This window comes from Bradyrhizobium sp. Kon58 (genome assembly GCF_055807455.1).
The window spans coordinates 1-17,540 of record NZ_JBVVOT010000031.1 but is presented as its reverse complement, the minus strand read 5'-3'; the positions used below and the strand labels follow the sequence as shown (position 1 = coordinate 17,540).

General features: G+C 63.1%; 15 protein-coding genes. 9 read left to right on the top strand and 6 right to left on the bottom strand.

The annotated features are described in order from the left end of the window. Positions 1-228: 228 nt before the first annotated feature. From AC0L20_RS32720 to AC0L20_RS32705, 4 genes are all read left to right on the top strand, one after another. Entirely contained in the window at positions 229-1,200 is a 972-nt protein-coding gene (locus AC0L20_RS32720) for a TRAP transporter substrate-binding protein (protein WP_473294661.1), read from the top strand. Between the two features lie 86 nt (positions 1,201-1,286). Beyond that, positions 1,287-1,835: a TRAP transporter small permease gene (locus AC0L20_RS32715; RefSeq protein WP_027566714.1), complete on the top strand. Its 549-nt coding sequence runs from the start codon at positions 1,287-1,289 to the stop codon at positions 1,833-1,835. Then, positions 1,826-3,118 carry a TRAP transporter large permease gene (locus tag AC0L20_RS32710; RefSeq protein ID WP_085349490.1) on the top strand — a complete coding sequence of 431 codons (1,293 nt, stop codon included), beginning with the start codon at positions 1,826-1,828 and terminating at the stop codon, positions 3,116-3,118. The genes AC0L20_RS32715 and AC0L20_RS32710 overlap by 10 nt, the downstream gene beginning before the upstream one ends. A 24-nt stretch (positions 3,119-3,142) precedes the next feature. Next, a complete protein-coding gene (locus AC0L20_RS32705; protein WP_473294660.1) occupies positions 3,143-3,949 on the top strand; it encodes an SDR family NAD(P)-dependent oxidoreductase in 807 nt (268 codons plus the stop codon). A 9-nt stretch (positions 3,950-3,958) separates the two neighbouring features. Here the strand turns inward: AC0L20_RS32705 and AC0L20_RS32700 are convergent, their stop codons facing one another. The 4 genes from AC0L20_RS32700 to AC0L20_RS32685 are packed head-to-tail and all read right to left on the bottom strand — an operon-like array spanning position 3,959 to position 8,228. Continuing rightward, positions 3,959-4,657: a molybdate ABC transporter substrate-binding protein gene (locus AC0L20_RS32700; protein WP_473294659.1), complete on the bottom strand. Its 699-nt coding sequence runs from the start codon at positions 4,655-4,657 to the stop codon at positions 3,959-3,961. Continuing rightward, positions 4,654-6,789 (bottom strand): xanthine dehydrogenase family protein molybdopterin-binding subunit, encoded by a 2,136-nt coding sequence (locus AC0L20_RS32695; RefSeq protein ID WP_473294658.1) that lies wholly within the window; start codon positions 6,787-6,789, stop codon positions 4,654-4,656. Before AC0L20_RS32695 ends, AC0L20_RS32700 begins: the two co-directional genes overlap by 4 nt. After that, complete coding sequence (locus AC0L20_RS32690; RefSeq protein WP_473294657.1) at positions 6,786-7,256, bottom strand: (2Fe-2S)-binding protein; 471 nt, start codon at positions 7,254-7,256, stop codon at positions 6,786-6,788. The genes AC0L20_RS32695 and AC0L20_RS32690 overlap by 4 nt, the downstream gene beginning before the upstream one ends. Positions 7,257-7,271: 15 nt before the next feature. Continuing rightward, entirely contained in the window at positions 7,272-8,228 is a 957-nt protein-coding gene (locus AC0L20_RS32685) for a tripartite tricarboxylate transporter substrate binding protein (RefSeq protein WP_473294728.1), read from the bottom strand. A gap of 250 nt (positions 8,229-8,478) precedes the next feature. On the opposite strand from AC0L20_RS32685, the gene AC0L20_RS32680 reads away from it, so the two are divergent. The 4 genes from AC0L20_RS32680 to AC0L20_RS32665 all read left to right on the top strand — a co-directional run bounded on the left by AC0L20_RS32680 (position 8,479) and on the right by AC0L20_RS32665 (position 13,263). Next, positions 8,479-10,569, top strand: a complete 2,091-nt coding sequence (locus tag AC0L20_RS32680; RefSeq protein WP_473294656.1) for a molybdopterin-dependent oxidoreductase — start codon at positions 8,479-8,481, stop codon at positions 10,567-10,569. Between the two features lie 133 nt (positions 10,570-10,702). Further along, entirely contained in the window at positions 10,703-11,485 is a 783-nt protein-coding gene (locus tag AC0L20_RS32675) for an enoyl-CoA hydratase/isomerase family protein (RefSeq protein WP_473294655.1), read from the top strand. A 196-nt stretch (positions 11,486-11,681) separates the two neighbouring features. Beyond that, positions 11,682-12,500, top strand: coding sequence for a methyltransferase domain-containing protein (locus AC0L20_RS32670; RefSeq protein ID WP_473294654.1), 819 nt, complete (start codon positions 11,682-11,684; stop codon positions 12,498-12,500). A 523-nt stretch (positions 12,501-13,023) separates the two neighbouring features. After that, complete coding sequence (locus AC0L20_RS32665) at positions 13,024-13,263, top strand: hypothetical protein (RefSeq protein ID WP_473294727.1); 240 nt, start codon at positions 13,024-13,026, stop codon at positions 13,261-13,263. 268 nt (positions 13,264-13,531) lie between these two features. Here the strand turns inward: AC0L20_RS32665 and AC0L20_RS32660 are convergent, their stop codons facing one another. Further along, the gene (locus tag AC0L20_RS32660) at positions 13,532-13,747 is read right to left on the bottom strand and encodes a hypothetical protein (RefSeq protein WP_473294653.1); all 216 of its coding nucleotides are present in this window, start codon (positions 13,745-13,747) and stop codon (positions 13,532-13,534) included. 1,205 nt (positions 13,748-14,952) lie between these two features. Between AC0L20_RS32660 and AC0L20_RS32655 the strand changes: the two genes are divergently transcribed. Beyond that, positions 14,953-15,780, top strand: a complete 828-nt coding sequence (locus tag AC0L20_RS32655) for an outer membrane protein (RefSeq protein WP_473294652.1) — start codon at positions 14,953-14,955, stop codon at positions 15,778-15,780. A gap of 702 nt (positions 15,781-16,482) precedes the next feature. Here the strand turns inward: AC0L20_RS32655 and AC0L20_RS32650 are convergent. Beyond that, on the bottom strand, positions 16,483-16,737 hold the full coding sequence (locus AC0L20_RS32650) for a hypothetical protein (protein ID WP_473294651.1): 255 nt from the start codon (positions 16,735-16,737) through the stop codon (positions 16,483-16,485). Between the last annotated feature and the right edge of the window lie 803 nt (positions 16,738-17,540).

Here is a 17,540-nt window from a genome sequence, read left to right as displayed (position 1 = left end):
CGGACAGATGATTTCGGAAAAAGCGGGCTACGAGCCGGTTGTCCGCCCAAAGCCGGTCTGATCCATCGATGCAACTCTAGCATTGATCGATGCCGGATTTGGCTTGGACAGAGAATGCCGCGCGCCCTAGGGACGACAATGGCGCTTGACTTCACACCGGAAGTGGAGCGACCCAAGGCGGCCCGCAGCATCTGCCCAACGACATAATCAACTCAGGAGGAAGCCCAGATGAAGATACTTACCGGCGTCATCGCAGCCGCTCTGCTGGCGGTCTCAGCCCCCTTGGCGGCCGCACGCGATTTCCGTTCCGCCGACATCCATCCCGCCGATTATCCGACCGTCGAGGCCGTCAAGTTCATGGGCAAGCAGCTCGCAGCGGCGAGCGGCGGCAAGCTTGGCGTGAAGGTGTTCCCCAACGGTGCGCTGGGCTCCGAGAAGGACACCATCGAGCAGCTCAAGATCGGCGCCCTCGACATGATGCGGATCAACGCATCGCCGTTGAACAACTTCGTGCCGGAAACCATCGCGTTGTGCCTGCCCTTCATCTTCCGGGACACGCAGCACATGCGCACCGTCCTTGACGGGCCGATCGGCGACGAGATCCTGGCGGCCATGGCGCCCGCAGGCCTGATCGGCCTCGCCTATTACGACAGCGGCGCCCGGTCCATCTACACCGTCAAGGCACCGATCAAGTCGCTCGCGGACGTCAAGGGTCTGAAAATTCGCGTCCAGCAATCCGATCTGTGGGTCGGCATGATCCAGAGCCTCGGCGCCAATCCGACCCCGATGCCGTATGGCGAAGTCTATACCGCTCTCAAGACCGGTCTGGTGGACGCTGCCGAGAACAACTGGCCTTCTTACGAGTCCTCTCGCCATTTCGAGGCCGCCAAGTTCTACAACGTCACCGAGCACTCCCTGGCGCCCGAAGTTCTCGTGATGTCCAAGACGGTCTGGGACACGCTGAGCAAGGAGGACCAGGCGATGGTCCGCAAGGCGGCGAAGGAATCGGTTCCTGTCATGCGCAAGCTCTGGGACGAGCGTGAGCAGGCGTCCCGCAAGACCGTCGAAGCGGCCGGCGTTCAGGTCGTGACGATCGCCAACAAGGCGGAGTTCGTCGACGCGATGAAGCCGGTGTACGACAAGTTCGCCGGTGACGAGAAGCTGAAGAGCCTCGTCAAGCGTATCCAGGACACGAAGTAAGGCCATAGCGTCGGCCCGGCGTTGCCGACTGGCGACGCCGGACCGACGCGTTGGAGGCGCGCAAGGAGACTTGCAAGGAGACTTGGATGACAGACCCTCACGTCGCAGACCACGAACTGGACGTAGCCGGACGCCCGTCCACCGGCCTGCTGTCCCGGATCAATGCTCCCGTCGCCCGGCTAGGGATGTATCTGTCGGTGACCGGGCTGCTCGTCATCGTGACTATCGTCTTCTACCAGGTGTTCGGACGCTACGTGCTCAATTCCAGCCCGACCTGGACGGAGAACCTTGCCTTGGTTCTGATCCTGTATGTCACATTGATCGGCGCCGCTGTCGGCGTGCGCGATGCCGGGCATATCGGCATGGACAGTTTGCTGGTGATGCTGCCGGATCACGCACGCGAGAAGATCGAACTCGTCATCCACGTTCTGGTGGCCGGGTTCGGCGTCGCGATGGCCTACAACGGCTGGATCCTCGGAGCGTCGGTCGGAACCGTGAAGATTCCCAATCTCGGCCTGCCCGAAGTCATCCGCTACGTACCGCTGATCGCCTCCGGCGTCCTCATCGTCTCCTTTTCAATCGAGCACATCATCGCTCTCCTGCGCGGCGAAGAGGTCGTCCCCTCATGGAACTGATCATTCTCGGCGCCACTTTCTTCGGCTTCCTGGTCCTCGGCGTCCCCGTCGCCTTCGCGATCGGCCTCTCGGCGATTTGCACCATCCTTTACGAAGGCCTGCCGGTCGCCGTCATCTTCCAGCAGATGATGTCGGGGATGAACATCTTCTCCTTCCTCGCCATCCCGTTCTTCGTCTTCAGCGGTGAGCTGATGCTGCATGGCGGCGTCGCCGACAAGATCGTGCAGCTCGCCAAGAATCTCGTCGGACACATCCGCGGCGGGCTCGGCATGTCGAACGTGGTCGCCTGCACGCTGTTCGGCGGCGTGTCCGGCTCGCCCGTTGCCGACGTGTCGGCGATGGGGGCGGTGATGATCCCCATGATGAAGAAGGAAGGTTTCGACACCGACTACGCCGTCAACGTCACCACCCATGCTTCGCTGGTCGGAGCGCTGATGCCGACCAGTCACAACATGATCATCTATGCGCTCGCCGCCGGCGGCAAGGTCTCGATCGGCGCGCTGATCGCCGCCGGCCTCCTGCCGGCGCTGGTGCTGATGGTGTGCATGTTGGTCGCCGCTTACGCGGTCGCGGTGAAGCGAGGCTATCCGGCCGGCAAGTTCCCGGGCTGGCCCGCGGTTTTCCGTTCGTTCGCGGCCGCTCTGCCCGGCCTTCTGATCGTCGGCATCATCCTGGCGGGCATCCTGTCCGGCGTCTTCACGGCGACCGAATCCGCGGCCGTCGCGGTCACCTATACGATCCTGCTGACGTTCTTCATCTACCGCACCATGACCTTGCCGAACTTCCTGCGCGCCGCGGCCAAGGCGGTGAAGACGACGGGCGTGGTGCTGCTGCTGATCGGCGTCTCCACCATGTTCCAGTATCTGATGGGGCTTTACGAGGTGGCCGACTTCGCCGGCGAGATGATGAGCAGGGTCTCGACCCAGCCCTGGGTCATCTTCCTGCTCATCAACGTCATCCTGTTCGTGCTCGGCACGTTCATGGACATGGCCGCGACCATCCTGATCTGCACGCCCATCTTCCTGCCGATCGCGATGAAGGCGGGCATGGATCCGGTGCAGTTCGGCATGCTGATGCTGATCAACTGCGCGCTGGGGCTGAATACCCCGCCGGTCGGAACCACGCAGTTCGTAGGCTGCGCCATCGGCGGCATCTCGGTGGGCGCGGTGATGCGCACCATCCTGCCGTTCTACGCCGCCCTGATCGCAGCTCTGATGTTCGTGACCTACGTCCCCGCGTTCTCGCTGTGGCTGCCCCGTCTGCTGATGGGCTACAAGGGCTAGCAGCAACGCAGGGAGATCCTATCCGTGACTGACTATCGCAAGCTCTTCGATCTCACCGGCAGGACGGCCGTGGTGCTGGGCGCCGCCTCCGGAATCGGCAAGTCGTCGGCCGAGGCGTTGGCCGGGCTCGGCGCCCGTGTCGTCTGCGCCGATCGCGCGCTTGACGCAGCGGAGGCGACCGCAGCCGGCATTCGTGAGAAGGGCGGCTGGGCCGAAGCGGCTGCGTGTGACGCGGCGAGCGCTGCGGACGTCAACGCGCTGGCCAAGACCGTGATGCAGAAATTTTCGCGGCTCGACATCGCGGTGACGACGCCCGGGCTCAACATCCGCAAGACCATCCTCGACTACACCGAGGAGGATCTCGACCGCGTCCTCAACCTCAACATCAAGGGGACGGTCTGGTTCTTCCAGGCCTTCGGCCGCATCATGGTCGAGCAGAAGGGCGGCAGCATCATTGCCTGCTCCTCGGTGCGGGCGGTGACCATCGAGCCGGGCCTCGGCGTCTACGGCTCGACCAAGGCGGCGATCGGCCTGCTGGTGAAGGGCTTTGCGTCCGAGGTTGGACGCTCCGGCGTGCGCGTCAACGCGATCGCGCCGAGTATCGCCGAGACCGCGCTGACCGGCCCGTTCAAGCAGCGTCCCGACATCTACAATCTCTACGCCGGCCATACCGTGTTCAACCGCTGGAGCAGCGCCGACGAGGTCGCGACCGCCGTCGCCTATCTCGCCTCGGACGCCGCGAGCTATGTCAGCGGCAGCACGCTGTTCGTCGATGGCGGCTGGACCGCGGTCGACGGGCCGCCGACCGGCCTCACCCAGTTGCACACATAGGGCGGTTATCTAGCCGGTGAAGCCTGCGCGCTGGCGCAGATCTCTGCGGTCTGCGCCCGTCAGCAACGCGATCAGCGCCGCCGCCTCTTGCGGATGTGCGGCCCGCGTGGTCACGCCGGCCGTGTACATCGTCACGAGTTCGCAACCCGGCGGCAGCGCTCCTGACAGCGCGATGCCGTCGGTCGCGATGATCTCGGTCGCTTGGGTGCAGCCGATCGGACGCGTCGCAGTGGACGACGCCAGCTCCCGCATCGCAGTCGCGCCGTTGGGAAAGATCTTGAGGCGCGAAGCGACCTCGTAGGCGATGCCGAGCTGATCCAGCACCTTTGCGACGTGCTGTCCCGCCGTCGAGGCTTTCGTGTCCGGGACGTAGATCGCGTCGGCGCTGCGCAGCACCTCGCGCAAATCGGCCTCGGTCTTCACGGTCACCTTGGGATCGCGGCTCCGGACCGCCAGCGCGGTCTCGACCCGCCCGACATCCGAGATCGAGGAGGGGACGACGAGCTTCTCTTCGGCAAGCTTCGCAAGCAGCGCCTGCGTCAGGATCACCAGATCCGCCGCCGTTCCCGCCCGCAGCTTGTCGGCCATGATGCCGACCGCACCGAACTCGCCGTCGATGCCGAAGCCGGTCTGCGTCTTGAAGGGATCGCTGAGGCCGCGCACCAGGCCTTGCGCCGCGCCTCCACTCAAAATGTTCACTGTCGTCACGATGCCTGCTCCATGGCTGCAATAATCTTGTCGCGGGTGATCGGCAGGTCGCGCACGCGCACGCCGAGGCAATCGCAAACGGCATTCGCGATCGCCGCCGTCACCGGGCCATGGGCGGCCTCGCCGGCGCCGACCGGCTCGATCTCCGACCGCTGGACGATCTCGACATCCACCATTGGCACCTCGCTGAAGGTGAGGATCGGATAGTTGGTCCAGGACGTCGACGTGATGCGCGTCCGGTCGAAGCGGACGCGTTCCTTCAGTACCCAGCTTGTCGCCTGGATCGCGCCGCCCTCGATCTGGTTGATGACGCCGTCGGGATTGATGGCCTCGCCGACATCGACCGCAAGCGTCAGCCGCTTGACGCGGATGTCATCGGTGCCTTCGATCTCCGCAATCGCGGCGCAATAGGCCCCGGTGTTCTTGTAGCGGGCGAAGCCCACGCCATGACCGATGCCGGACTTCTTTTGCGGTTTCCACTGCGCGCGTCGTGCCACCGCGCGAATGATCTCCTTTGCCCGTTCGTCGCGCAGATGGCGCAGGCGGAACGCGATCGGGTCTTCGCCGCGCAGGGCGGCGATCTCGTCGAGCAGGGACTCGATGGCGAACACATTGCCTTGTCCGCCAAGTGTCCGTAGCGCCGAGGTCCGCACCGGCATGGTCAGCAGCCGGTGGCTCGTGATCGTCCAGGCCTTAAGGTCGTAGAGCGGAACGGAGTTGCGGTCGCCGCCGCCGCCATTGGCGGCGGGCGGATTGGTCGAGATCATGCGCGGGTAGGGGTTCGTAATCTCGGTTGCGGCAAGCAGCGCGGGCTGTGCCGCGCGCCCGGGCCGCGCCGCGTGGCCGTTGCTCCAGATCGCGTGGCGCCAACCGACGATCTCGTTGTCCGCATCGAGGTCGGCTTCGATCTCGATCGCCATCGCCGCGCCGAACGGCGCGTGAGACATCTCGTCGTGGCGCGACCATTGCATCCGCACCGGATGGCCGCCGGCCCCTTTCGCCAGCAGCACGGCATCGAGCGCGACGTCATCGGCCGCGTTGTGTCCGTAGCAGCCCGCGCCTTCCATGTGCTCGACGACGATGTTTTCTGCCGGCAGCTTGAGAACGATCGCGAGGTCGGCGCGCAGCAGATAGACGCCCTGGCTGTGCGTCCAGACATGGACGCGATCGCCACTCCATTGTGCCATCGCACAGGACGGAGCGATCGAGGCATGCGCGATGTAGGGACGGATGTATTGCCGACGGAGGGTGCGAGCAGCTTTCTTTATCGTTGCCGCCGTTGTCCTGCTGTCGATGACGGTGGTCTCGACCGGCTGGCTCTTCAGGAACCCGGCGAGATCAGCTTCATCCGGCAGCGGCTCGCCGGCCGACCATGTCGCGCCCTTGCGCAAGGCTTTCAGCGCGGCCTCCGCCGCTGCCTCGCTGTCGGCAACCACGCCGGCAAAGCCGCCGTCGCGGACGATCGCGACGAGGCTAGGAACGGCTCGCGTCGCCGTTTCGTCGAGCGTGATCAGCCTGGCGCCCGAGATGTCCGGCCGCAGCACGCGTCCGTGCAGCAAGTCCGGCAGCGCACAGTCATGGACAAAGCGCGGCCGTGCGAACACCTTGTCGGGAATGTCGACGCGCTGGATCGAATGTCCGGCTACAGTACGCTTGGCGACAATCTTCGCTGTCGCGCCTCCAATGGCGTCGTGGTCGAGCGAAACGTCGCCGGCCAACTCCCAATAGCTGGTCCTGACATTGCCGGGGCCCGAGATCGTGCCGTCATGGATGTCGAGCAGTGATGCATCGACGCCGAGACGTTCGGATGCTGCGAGGAGGAAGCGCTGGCGGACTTCGGCACAGGCGTGGCGCAGCGCGCGGCCGGATTGCTGGATTGAGAGGCTGCCCGAGGTGACGCCCTCGTTCGGGCTTGCCGCCGTGGAGGCGCGGATCATCTCGATGCGGCCAATATCGACGTCGAGCTCGTCGGCTGCGATCTGCGCCAGGGCCGTGACGATGCCCTGGCCGATCTCGACCTTGCCGGGCGAGATCGCCACACGGCCTTCGCCGATGAGCTTCACCCAGGATGACAGCTTGGGATTGGCCGCAAGGCTGACCGGCAGTGTCGGGGCAGGGGACGGCGCACTCATGATGTCGCCATCTCCGAGGCCGCCCGCAGCACGGCGCGGACCATGCGGTTGTGCGATCCGCAGCGGCATAGATTGCGATCAAGCGCGGTTCTCACCTCGGCCTCCGTCGGCGACGGGTTGCGCTTCAGCAAAGCCGCCGCGCTGATCAGGATTCCCGAGAAGCAATAGCCGCATTGCATCGCCTGCTCGGAGATAAAGGCGCGTTGCAGCGGATGCGGTTGCTCAGCCGTGCCGAGGCCTTCCACCGTGACGACGTCCTTGTCCGCGACCGACCACATCGGCATGTCGCAGGAGGCCATCGCGCGATCGTCGACCATGACATGGCAGGCGCCGCACTCGCCGGCCCCGCAGCCGAAATGCGGACTTGTAACGCCGAGCCGGCTGCGCAGCACGTCGAGCAGCGTCTGATCCGGATCGGTTTCCACGGCCGCGGCCGTGCCGTTGAGCTGGAATTGAATGGTAGGCATTGTCGCTCTACGGCCTCAGGACTTGTCGAACTTCTTGACCACGTCGGCCCATTTTTCGATGTCGCCGCGCAGGAATTTGTCGAATTCCTCCGGCGTCATTGACATCGGCACCGCGCCCTGCGCAGTCCAGAGCTTGACGATGTCGGGCCGCTTCACCATTGCGTTCACGGCGGCATTGAGCTTGTCGATCACAGGTTTCGGCGTGCCGGCCGGCGCCATCATACCGAGCCAGATCGTGGCTTCGTAGCCCGCGACGCCCGCCTCGATCGCCGTCGGCACGCTCTGTAGCACCGCTGAGCGCTGCTTGCCGGTGGTCGCGAGCGCGCGGACCTGGTTCTCGCCGATGTTCGGCGCCATCGCCGGCACGGCGTCGATCATCATCTGCACCTGCCCGCCGATCACGCCGCTGCGTGCCTCGCCACTGTTGCGATAGGGCACGTGGACAAGGTCGATGCCGGCCATGGCTTTGAACAGCTCGCCGGCCATGTGATAGGGCGTGCCCTGGCCGGAGGAGGCGTAGTTCAATTTGCCCGGCTGCGACTTGGCGAGCGCGACGAACTCCTGCAGCGTCTTCGCTGCGACCTGCGGGTTCACCACGATGACGAGATCAGAAGAGTTGACTGGTGCGATCGGCGCGAGGTCGCGCATCAGCTCGTATTTGCGCTTATCCGGTGTCAGCAGGGATTCGTTCGCGGTCTGGGTGTTGGACATCATCAACAGCGTGTAGCCGTCGGCGGGCGACTTCGCCGCTTCGACCGTGCCGATGACGCCGCCCGCGCCGGTGCGGTTTTCGATCACGAAGGGCTGACCAAAACTCTCCTGGAGCGCATTGCCGATTTGCCGGGCCGCGACATCGGCCGGCCCGCCGGCGCCAAAGGGCACGACGATCCGGACCGCATGGTTGGGATAGTCTTGCGCCAGGGACGGGGCTGCGGAGAATGCGCTGAGCAGGCCGGCGGCCAGCGCCAGCATGAATTGTCGGGCCGTCACACCCACCTCCCTGATGTCGTTCTTGTTGGCCGGCACTGTAGCGGCAGGGGAGGCGGACTGTCGACGCCTCACAAGGCCGATGCTGCCTGGAATATCGGGTGGTTTTCGGTGTGGCGGCGCCGCTCTTCGCGGTCGCGGCAGGAACCGGCGGCGCGTGATTTGAGCAAATCGCATGGGCGTTGCCGGATAAATACCCTCGGCTGAGGGGTATTTTGGTGTTACCAAATTGGACATGAACCAGCACGCCAAGATCGAAATCCGCCATTCGACCTGTCCGCATGATTGCCCGTCGGCCTGTGCCCTCGATGTCGAGGTGGTCGAGGGACGCAGCATCGGTCGTGTCCGCGGTTCGAAAAAGCAGACCTATACGGCCGGCGTGGTCTGCGCCAAGGTCGCCCGTTATGCCGAGCGCATCCATCATCCTGAAAGGCTGATGTATCCGCTGCGCCGAACGGGTGCGAAGGGCTCCGGTCAGTTCGCGCGGATCAGCTGGGACGAGGCGCTGGACGAGATTGCGGATCGCTTCAACCAGGCCGAGCGCGAATTTGGCGCGGAGTCAATCTGGCCCTATTATTACGCCGGCACGATGGGGCTGGTGATGCGCGACGGCCTCAACCGTCTCACGCATGTGAAGAAATATTCGCGATTCTATCAGACCATCTGCGCCAATGTCGGCCGCATCGGCTTTGCGATCGGCACCGGCAAGATCGCCGGTGTCGATCCGCGCGAGATGGCGCTGTCCGATCTGGTGGTGATCTGGGGTACCAACCCCGTCAACACGCAGGTCAACGTGATGACGCACGCCGCGCGTGCGCGCAAGGAGCGTGGCGCCAAGATCGCGGCCGTCGACATCTACGACAACGAGACCATGAAGCAGGCGGATATCAAGATCATCCTGCGGCCCGGCACCGACGGCGCATTCGCCTGCGGCGTGATGCATGTCCTGTTCCGCGACGGCTATGCCGATCGCGCCTATATGGACAAGTACACCGATTGCCCTGGCGAGCTCGAGGCGCATCTGAAGACGCGCACGCCCGAATGGGCGTCCGCGATCTCGGGCGTGCCGGTGGCGGAGATCGAGGCTTTTGCCAAATTGGTCGGCGAGACCAAGCGGACCTTTTTCCGGCTCGGCTACGGCTTCACCCGCTCGCGCAACGGCGCGGCGCAGATGCATGCCGCGAACTGCATTCCCGCGGTGACCGGCGCCTGGCAGTATGAAGGCGGCGGTGCCTTCTTCAACAATTACGCGCTGTGGCACTTCAACGAATCCATCATCGAAGGCCATGACGCCATCGACCCAACCATCCGCGCGCTCGACCAGTCGCAGATCGGCCGCATCCTTACCGGCGATGCCAACGCCCTGCACGGCAGGGGTCCGGTCAAGGCGCTGCTGATACAGAACACAAATCCGATGACGGTCGCGCCGGAGCAGGCGCTGGTGCGGCAGGGTTTTGCGCGCGAGGATCTGTTCGTCGCGGTGCACGAGCAGTTCATGACCGAGACCGCCGAGATGGCCGACATCGTGCTGCCGGCGACGATGTTCATGGAGCATGACGATCTCTATTACGGCGGCGGCCACCAGCACATCTCGGTCGGACCGAAGCTGATCGATCCGCCCGGGGAATGCCGCTCCAACCACGAGGCGCTGCAGGCGCTGGCGCCGCGGCTTGGCGCCAGTCATCCCGGGTTCGAGCTGACGCCGCGCGAGTTGATCGACGCGACGCTGAAGCTGAGCGACCACGGCGACATTGCCGGCCTCGAAGCCGACCTCTGGCGCGACCTGCAGCCGGACTTCCGCACGTCGCATTATCTCGACGGCTTCGCCCATGCCGACAGGAGATTCCACTTCAAGGCCGATTGGGCGCATCCGCCGTTCGGCCAGAAGATGGGTGACTTCGACAAGATGCCGTCGCTGCCGGACCATTGGGCGGTGATCGAGCATTCCGACCAGGCCCATCCGTTCCGCCTTGCCACCAGCCCGTCGCGCAGCTTCCTCAACACCACCTTCAACGAGACGCCGTCCTCCCAGGCGCGCGAGGGCAAGGCGAGCGTGATGATCCATCCCCTGGATGCGGCCGCGCTCGACATCGCCCATGGCGATGCCGTGACGCTCGGCAACACCCGCGGCGAGACCACGCTGATCGCCACACTGTTCGAGGGCGTGCGGCGCGGCGTGCTGATCGCGGAGTCCGTTCATCCCAACAAGAACCATATCGGCAACCGCGGCATCAACATGCTGACGGGCGCCGACACCATTGCGCCGATTGGCGGCGCGGCGTTCCACGACAACAAGGTCTGGATCAGGAAAGCGGTTGCGGCCTGAACCTGCGCTTCGATCGCCTTTCAAGTTTGTGTCGAGGCGCTAAAGCGGCGCGGTGCCGCAGTTTGTCCTTGCACCTTCCGCCCGAGCTGCCGCAAATGGCCGCTAAACGGGAGCCCAAGGAAGCGAGCGTGCCATGACCGACACCACAGCCGTGATCATCGAGAAGCGCGGGCAGGCGCTCTGGATCACCATCAACCGGCCCGAGAAACGCAACGCACTGAATGGCGAGGTCATCGCCGGCATCGCACGCGGCTATCGCGACGCGCATGACGACAAGGATGTCCGAATCATCGTGCTGACGGGCGCTGGCGACAAGGCGTTCTGCGCCGGTGCGGATTTGCAGAACTCCGGCGCGGCTTTCGCGATGGATCATTCGAAGCCGAATGTCGACTATGCCGATTTGTTGCGCTTGTCGCAGAACGCGACCAAGCCCGCGATTGCGCGCGTTGGCGGCGTCTGCATGGCCGGCGGCATGGGCCTGCTCTGCATGACCGACATGGCCGTCGCCGCCGATCACGTCATCTTCGGCTTGCCGGAAGTGAAAGTCGGCGTGTTCCCGATGCAGGTGTTGAGCCTGTTGCAGTCCATCGCGCCACCTCGCCTCGTCAACGAATGGGCGCTGACCGGCGAGCCGTTCGACGCGAAAGCGGCGCAGGGAGCGGGCCTCCTGAACTACGTCGTGCCCACGGCCGAGCTGGACGCCAAGGTCGACTGGCTGATCGGCCGCATCGTCGACAAATCCCCGACGGCAATCCGGCGCGGCAAATACGCGATGCGCGCGATCGCCTCGATGTCTTTCGACGAGAGCATCGCCTACACCGAAAGCCAGATCGCGCTGCTTGCCATGACCGAAGACGCCAAGGAAGGGCTGAAAGCGTTCAGCGAGAAGCGCAAGCCGGTATGGACGGGAAAATAGGCGATCCTTTCGGCGCATACATCGTGCTGCCGTCGGCCGACGTGCCTTTATTCCGAGGAGAGATTGGCGTTTAGCCGAATAAGCAGAGATCTTGTCCGCTCCTCGCGACGCTGCGTGACGGTTGCCTTTGACCCGTGGCGGACATCGCCGTGTTGAGCTATAAGCGCAGGAGCGAACGTCCTTTTGGCATCATCTGATGGGTCAGCAAGGTCAGTGGCAGGTCGCTAGTAGTGCGCCCGAAGTGTACGAACGGGAGTTGGTCCCGGCTGTGTTTGCGCCATGGGCCCCCATCCTGATAGACCTCGCTCGACCGAAGCTGGGCGAACGCGTAGTCGATATTGCTTGCGGCACTGGAATAGTGGCGCGCCTCGCGGCGGTGAAGGTGGGCCCTACCGGGATCGTGACGGGCATCGATCTCAATCCTGGCATGTTGAACGTGGCACGATCGCTCGGGATGGCCGATGACGCTGCCTCGGTTCAATGGCAGGAGGCCAGTGCAGACAAACTGCCGTCCCCTGACAGCGCGTTTGATATTGCGTACTGCCAACTCGGCCTCCAGTTCTTCGCCGACAGACCAGCTGCTTTGCGCGAAATGCGCAGGGTTCTATCTTCAAGGGGAAGGCTCGCCCTCATGGTGTGGTGCGGCATCGATCAAAGTCCCGGGTTTGAATCTTTAGCCAAAATACTGGAGCGCCACATCGGTCCAGCGGCGGCCACAATCATGCGAGCTCCATTTGGACTCGCCGATGCCGATGAGCTGAGCCGGCTTGTCGCTGCCGCGAACTTTCAGGACATCACGGTTCAACGGAGGATCGGTGCCATCGAGTTTCCATCCGTCGAACGATTTGTATCTAGCTATGTTGCGGGTTCGCCACTGGCCAGTCATGTATCGCAAACAAGCGAGGTGGCTCGCGAACACCTGACCGAAGATACCAAATTGGACTTGAGAAAATACGTAGGTAGTAGCGGGTTATCGTTCCCGATAGCAGCTCACCTACTCACCGCAACTGCCTAATACGTCCGCTGATGGCCCTAAGCGAAGAGCGCCTCAACAACCGCGATGTCCGCTGTCGCTGGCAAACCGGTCGCGCGGCTTAAGTTGCCTCGACGGCAGCTTCTGATCCGGAGCGACCCTCACGGTTGACCACCTCTCTCGCTGCGACCTTGTTTCGCGGGTCACGGATGGGGACAAGCGTGTATCGTGCTTTGCACAAGGCGTAACGCACCTTCAGGAGGGGCGTCGCATGATCGACAGACGAGGCCTCGTTGCAGCGGGATTATTATCACTGTGCTTGCGCGATCGGTTAGCGCCGGTGCCGAAACGACGGTTGTTGCCTACAACAGCCAACTGAAAACGGCCGGTCGGTACGCAACAGCTTTGAACCGGGGAGCGCAGCTATCGAGGGGTTCGTGCGGAGCCGGGGACTTCGCGCCGCGCTGATCGTAGCTAAGAGGCACGGCAGGCGCTATTATCTTGTCCCTCTCGCTCGGGATCATTCGCTTTCAGGAGGCTGGCAGTGATAAAAATCTTACAAAGAATGCTCCTCGCGACCACGGTTCTCGCTGCTGCTAGTGGGGCGCACGCAGCGGGTGGCTGTGGCGAGGGCTGTCATAGGACAAGCGGTGGCGCATGTGTCGTTGACGGCTGGGGCACGGGAGCCAAGGTTCGGAACGAATGCCCGGCGACCTCTCGCCCCCGTCCACCCTGCGGCGGCGGGGATTTCATCTGGGACCGCACCAAACAGGCGTGCTTCCAAAATAACCGCAGCTGGTTCTGATCTCGCGTCCCATTCAGGCGCACTCTACACAGCGCAATCTGATCTCAGTGCGTGGCCTCAGAGCGCGTGCCAACGAATTCAGACGAGAGCAGCTTGGCCCTCATCTCGGGCAGTGCGTTGCTTCACGGCCCGCTGTCGGCGCCGGCGCGACGGGCTCGGTTCCCGTGCTTGGGGGCAGGTGCGGACCTCCGGGCACGGGGGCCGCATTAGCGCTGGACTTCTATGATGGTGCGCGGTCCCGCCGCCGGCTTACAGCATCGACCGCGGGCTAACCGTCTTGGCAGGGAATACCGAAGTTGTCACAAGCGAGAGCGAATGACTCTTTTGCTTTTGTATCCTCGAAGCAAAAGCGAATGCCGACCTCCGCCTGATCGATCCACCAATCGACGTTGCTGCCTTTCACGATGCGGGAGGCTTCGCCGCGTAACAAGTCCAGTTGTCTTCCCGCAGCACGAACGATCAGGCAATTTTTCTGTTTGGACACAATACCATTCTCCAATGGCACAGGACGCCGAAGTCATCGGTACAAAGTACGGCGGCCAGATTGATCGCGCTAAGCGTCGCCGACGCTAGGCCGCAGCAGGGGGACTGCTGCGGCCTAGCGCTGTCAAAAAATCCGGGTGAAAAAGGTCTAAGTGGAATATGCAGCCAGCCCCGGTGCGATGATCGTACTGCAGCCTTTCAGGCTTGCTATATGATCTATTTCACAATCGGCAGCAGGCTTAACACGCATCAAGGTGTGGGAGGACCCGCCGGGGCTGCCTGAGCTGGCGGGTCCTCAACCACAAGCACAAGGCCGCGTATGTCCCCCACGGCCCCGTCGCGTCGGCTAGAAGGCGAGTTGCGGCTCGTTGGTTCACGCTGCCGGGTCTCCGTGCTAGCACTACCGGTGCCGTGCCGATCGTGCGGAACGTCGCGGCGTCGGTCGCAGGAGCAGCCCTTTAGCCGTTCCTGCGACCTTCACTTTCGCGCCTCCGGCGCTCTGATCCGCACTTAAATCAGCCTTCGTTTCCAAACTCGCTGAGGTTGTGACTGGAAATGCACCGACTCTGAGTGCATGATAGGCAAATGCAGGTGCAATGCCCAAAATGCAAGGTGATCGTCGCCATTGGCAGAGACAAGTGGTTCTTCGACGGCGGCGAATGTAGGGAGCTTCGCGGTACCGTCGCGGGCGATGCTAAGGAATATGGAAAGTGCTCGGTCCTCATCGAAGCTGTATCGAGCGCCAGGAAGAATGCCGCCACCTAGGCGAGCGCCTTAGCGTCCAGGTCACCGGTGAGCAAGAGCGCCCCCCCCCCAAACCAGCCAAAGCGCGGATGCTCCGGCTGCGTGGTCTCGCCGAGAGACGGCCCCGGCGTCGGGGAGACCTGGGGTTAATGGGCCGGGGCCGCTCCGCCAGCTCGGGCGGCGGGCTGGCCAGACTGTCAAGCCGATCGGCTAGCCTTCGTTCCTCGCCGGAGGGGTAAGGCGATCAGGCTCACCGCCCTTCAGTGCTGCTCGCATGAAAGCCTTTCCCGAGCATCGGCGCCGAGCCCGTCGACATCACGACTGCAACCGAAATCAGACAAGCCCCCGTTCGACGTGTATCGCTCATCGATTACTCGTTGGTGTGGCGGTTCGGGTACATCATTGTTCCCCATCGTATGTACATTGCGAACATCATTGACGCACTCGGTTGGGGAATTTGCCATGAAGAAGATACTGCTCTCTCTTGCTGCCGTTGCAGTGATGACCGGTTCGGCCTCGGCCGCTGACCTTGGCGCCCGTCCCTACGTGAAGGCCCCGATGGCAGCGCCTGTCACTAGCTGGACCGGCTTTTACGTATTCGGCGGTGGCGGCGGTGGCCTCTGGAATGCGGACAGCAACTTGGTCAGCAGCGGCCTTGGCCCCCTCCTTTTGCCGGCCGGAGCTGTCACGCGTGATCAGCGGCTAGGCGGTAGCGGCTGGTTCGGAACGGTGGGCATCGGCTATGACATGCAATTCAGCTCCAAGTGGGTAGCTGGCGTTTTCGCTGACGGCCAATTTGGTGACATCCATGGATCTTTGTCTGACCTCACATTAGGGACGGAAGGCAGGGAGAAGCTCCGCACGAGCTACGCCGCTGGTGTGAGACTCGGTTACTTGGTCGCTCCGAACGTCCTGTCCTACGTCAACGGCGGTTATTCTGGATCGGAGTGGTCCGGAACTGCTCAGACGTTTCTTGCTCCCGGAGCCCCCGGAGGCGCGCAGACGACTACACCTTCGTTCCGTCGCGACGGCTGGTTCATCGGCGGCGGCGTCGAGAACAATTTGGACATCTTCGGGATTTCCGCGCCCGGTTGGTTCATGAAGACAGAGTACCGTTCGGCGTTCTATGACCGCGTCACGCTTCCGGTCACGTTCGCTCCGGGTAACTTTTTCGCCTTTCCGGCTGGAGCTACGACCGGAGTATCGGCTACTTTCAAGCCGTGGACGCAGACGATCAGCGCGGCGCTGGTCTACCGCTTCAACTGGAGCGGTGCGGCTGCGAGGTACTGAACTCCCATTCAGCTTGAAAATTCATCAAAGCCCCGGCAGTGCCGGGGCTTTTTTCTGGATTTGATGCTCCAAATGGCCGGGGTGCTATGTCTGCTTCGAGGCCTCAAACTGAGGTGGCTTGCCGCTGCTGAAATCCGGCCTGACCTCCGCCCCTCGGTTGCCGCATCCGGCGCACACAAACCGCGGTTCGCTATCAGACAAGCGAACATCGTCCGGCCAGCGATCGGCGCTGAAAGCAACGTTACGACCGCAATGGCAGTGGACCAGGATGCGCCGTAAGTCCATCTCGCCAAATGTAATCTTCATCTGCCGGCCATCGGCGTGCGTAGGGCGGGCGCCTTGTTCAAGGTCCTGCCTCCACGTTCTCATGTGGCTGTTCTTCCCAGACCAACTCGCCGCATTCGCATTCGAAGATCCGGAGGAAGCCGGGTGGCTGTGAGTTCCAAATGCGCTCTATAACCCGTGTCAGTCGGTCGCACTTGGGACATCGGACGGGATCTTGTCTTGATGTCATAGGCACGTCTCGCCAGTACGTGGGCAGACTCTGGACGCAGCTTTATGTTCCCAAGGAAGCTCCGCCGCGTAAGGCAAGCCGCACGGCTTAGAGACGGCCCCGGCTTCTGGGGGCTGGAGCTTAAAGGCCGGGGCCGCTCCGCCAGCTCGAAGAAGAGAGCTAGCGAGACGGCAAGCCGGGCAGTGATGCTAGGTTCCTACAGTTGTCAGGAGCCGCACGTAGGTACCGCTCTCGTGCAGCTCCAGCCAGCCCTTCTCTACAGCGCACCTAATGCCGGCACCGAACTCTGCCCCGCTTGCCTTAAGCGTGTAGAGGAAGGGGTAGTTGATCGTCTCGATATGGATTCTGCCGTCCTGTACCGCCTCGATGCCCGAAGCTAGCTGAACGAGCTGGCGGGCGGCGACTTCCGGATTGGCAAAAGGGCGTTCGGTGACGTGCTTCATCGCTGGAATCAAAACCTCAAGCCCCTGCTTGGCCTGACTTGCCCGCGACTGTCATGCCAGTTCGGGACGATATGCACAGATCCTGCGGCGCCGCATGCTGAGCAGACCATGCGCAAGCCGACGCGCGACCAGGGCTGATCTTGCGGGAGTGTGTCGAGCCGCACGTCGACCCTGCGATCGCAGCGGCCGTTCAGGTACTGGATGCTGCAGGTCACATGGCCGTCAGCCAGCCATTCAGCGGGGCTGCGGGGCGGTTAGTGGCCTGCCCATTTCGCGTATCGGCGAGTGCGCATGCCGCCATCAAAGCGGCATCGTAGGTAGCGCGCAAATTATCGATTCCTAGTAGCTCGGAACGCGCGCGAGCTACCGTTTGTCGTAGGTGGGGAAAAGTCGCCTGAACGTCCGCCGCGTCACGCTCGCAGGCGCTCCCCCTGAGTCGACAAGCGAAAATGAAGCCGCCGGGCAAACAATACCTTGTCCCGGCGGCCTGATATCCGTCCAGCCCCGGGACAGGATTAGCAAAAATCCCGGATACTGATCCGTATAGGCGCGCGGTGTGGAGGTTCAGTTCGCTTTAGAAAATATACCCCAAAAGCCCGCCGGCTCACGCCAGCATTGCCATGCTACAATTCACGGGGCGAACGAGGGTTCTCTGCCCGCATTGATTGAGAGCAATGCCGAGGGCAGGTGCCACTATTTTCTTGCAGCGATTTGATCAACTGCCGTGACCGCGGGTGAAATCGCAACCGAGCTTGGAAGGTATATCGCGTCCGTCAAACGTGTGGCCCGAGACATGGGATTTT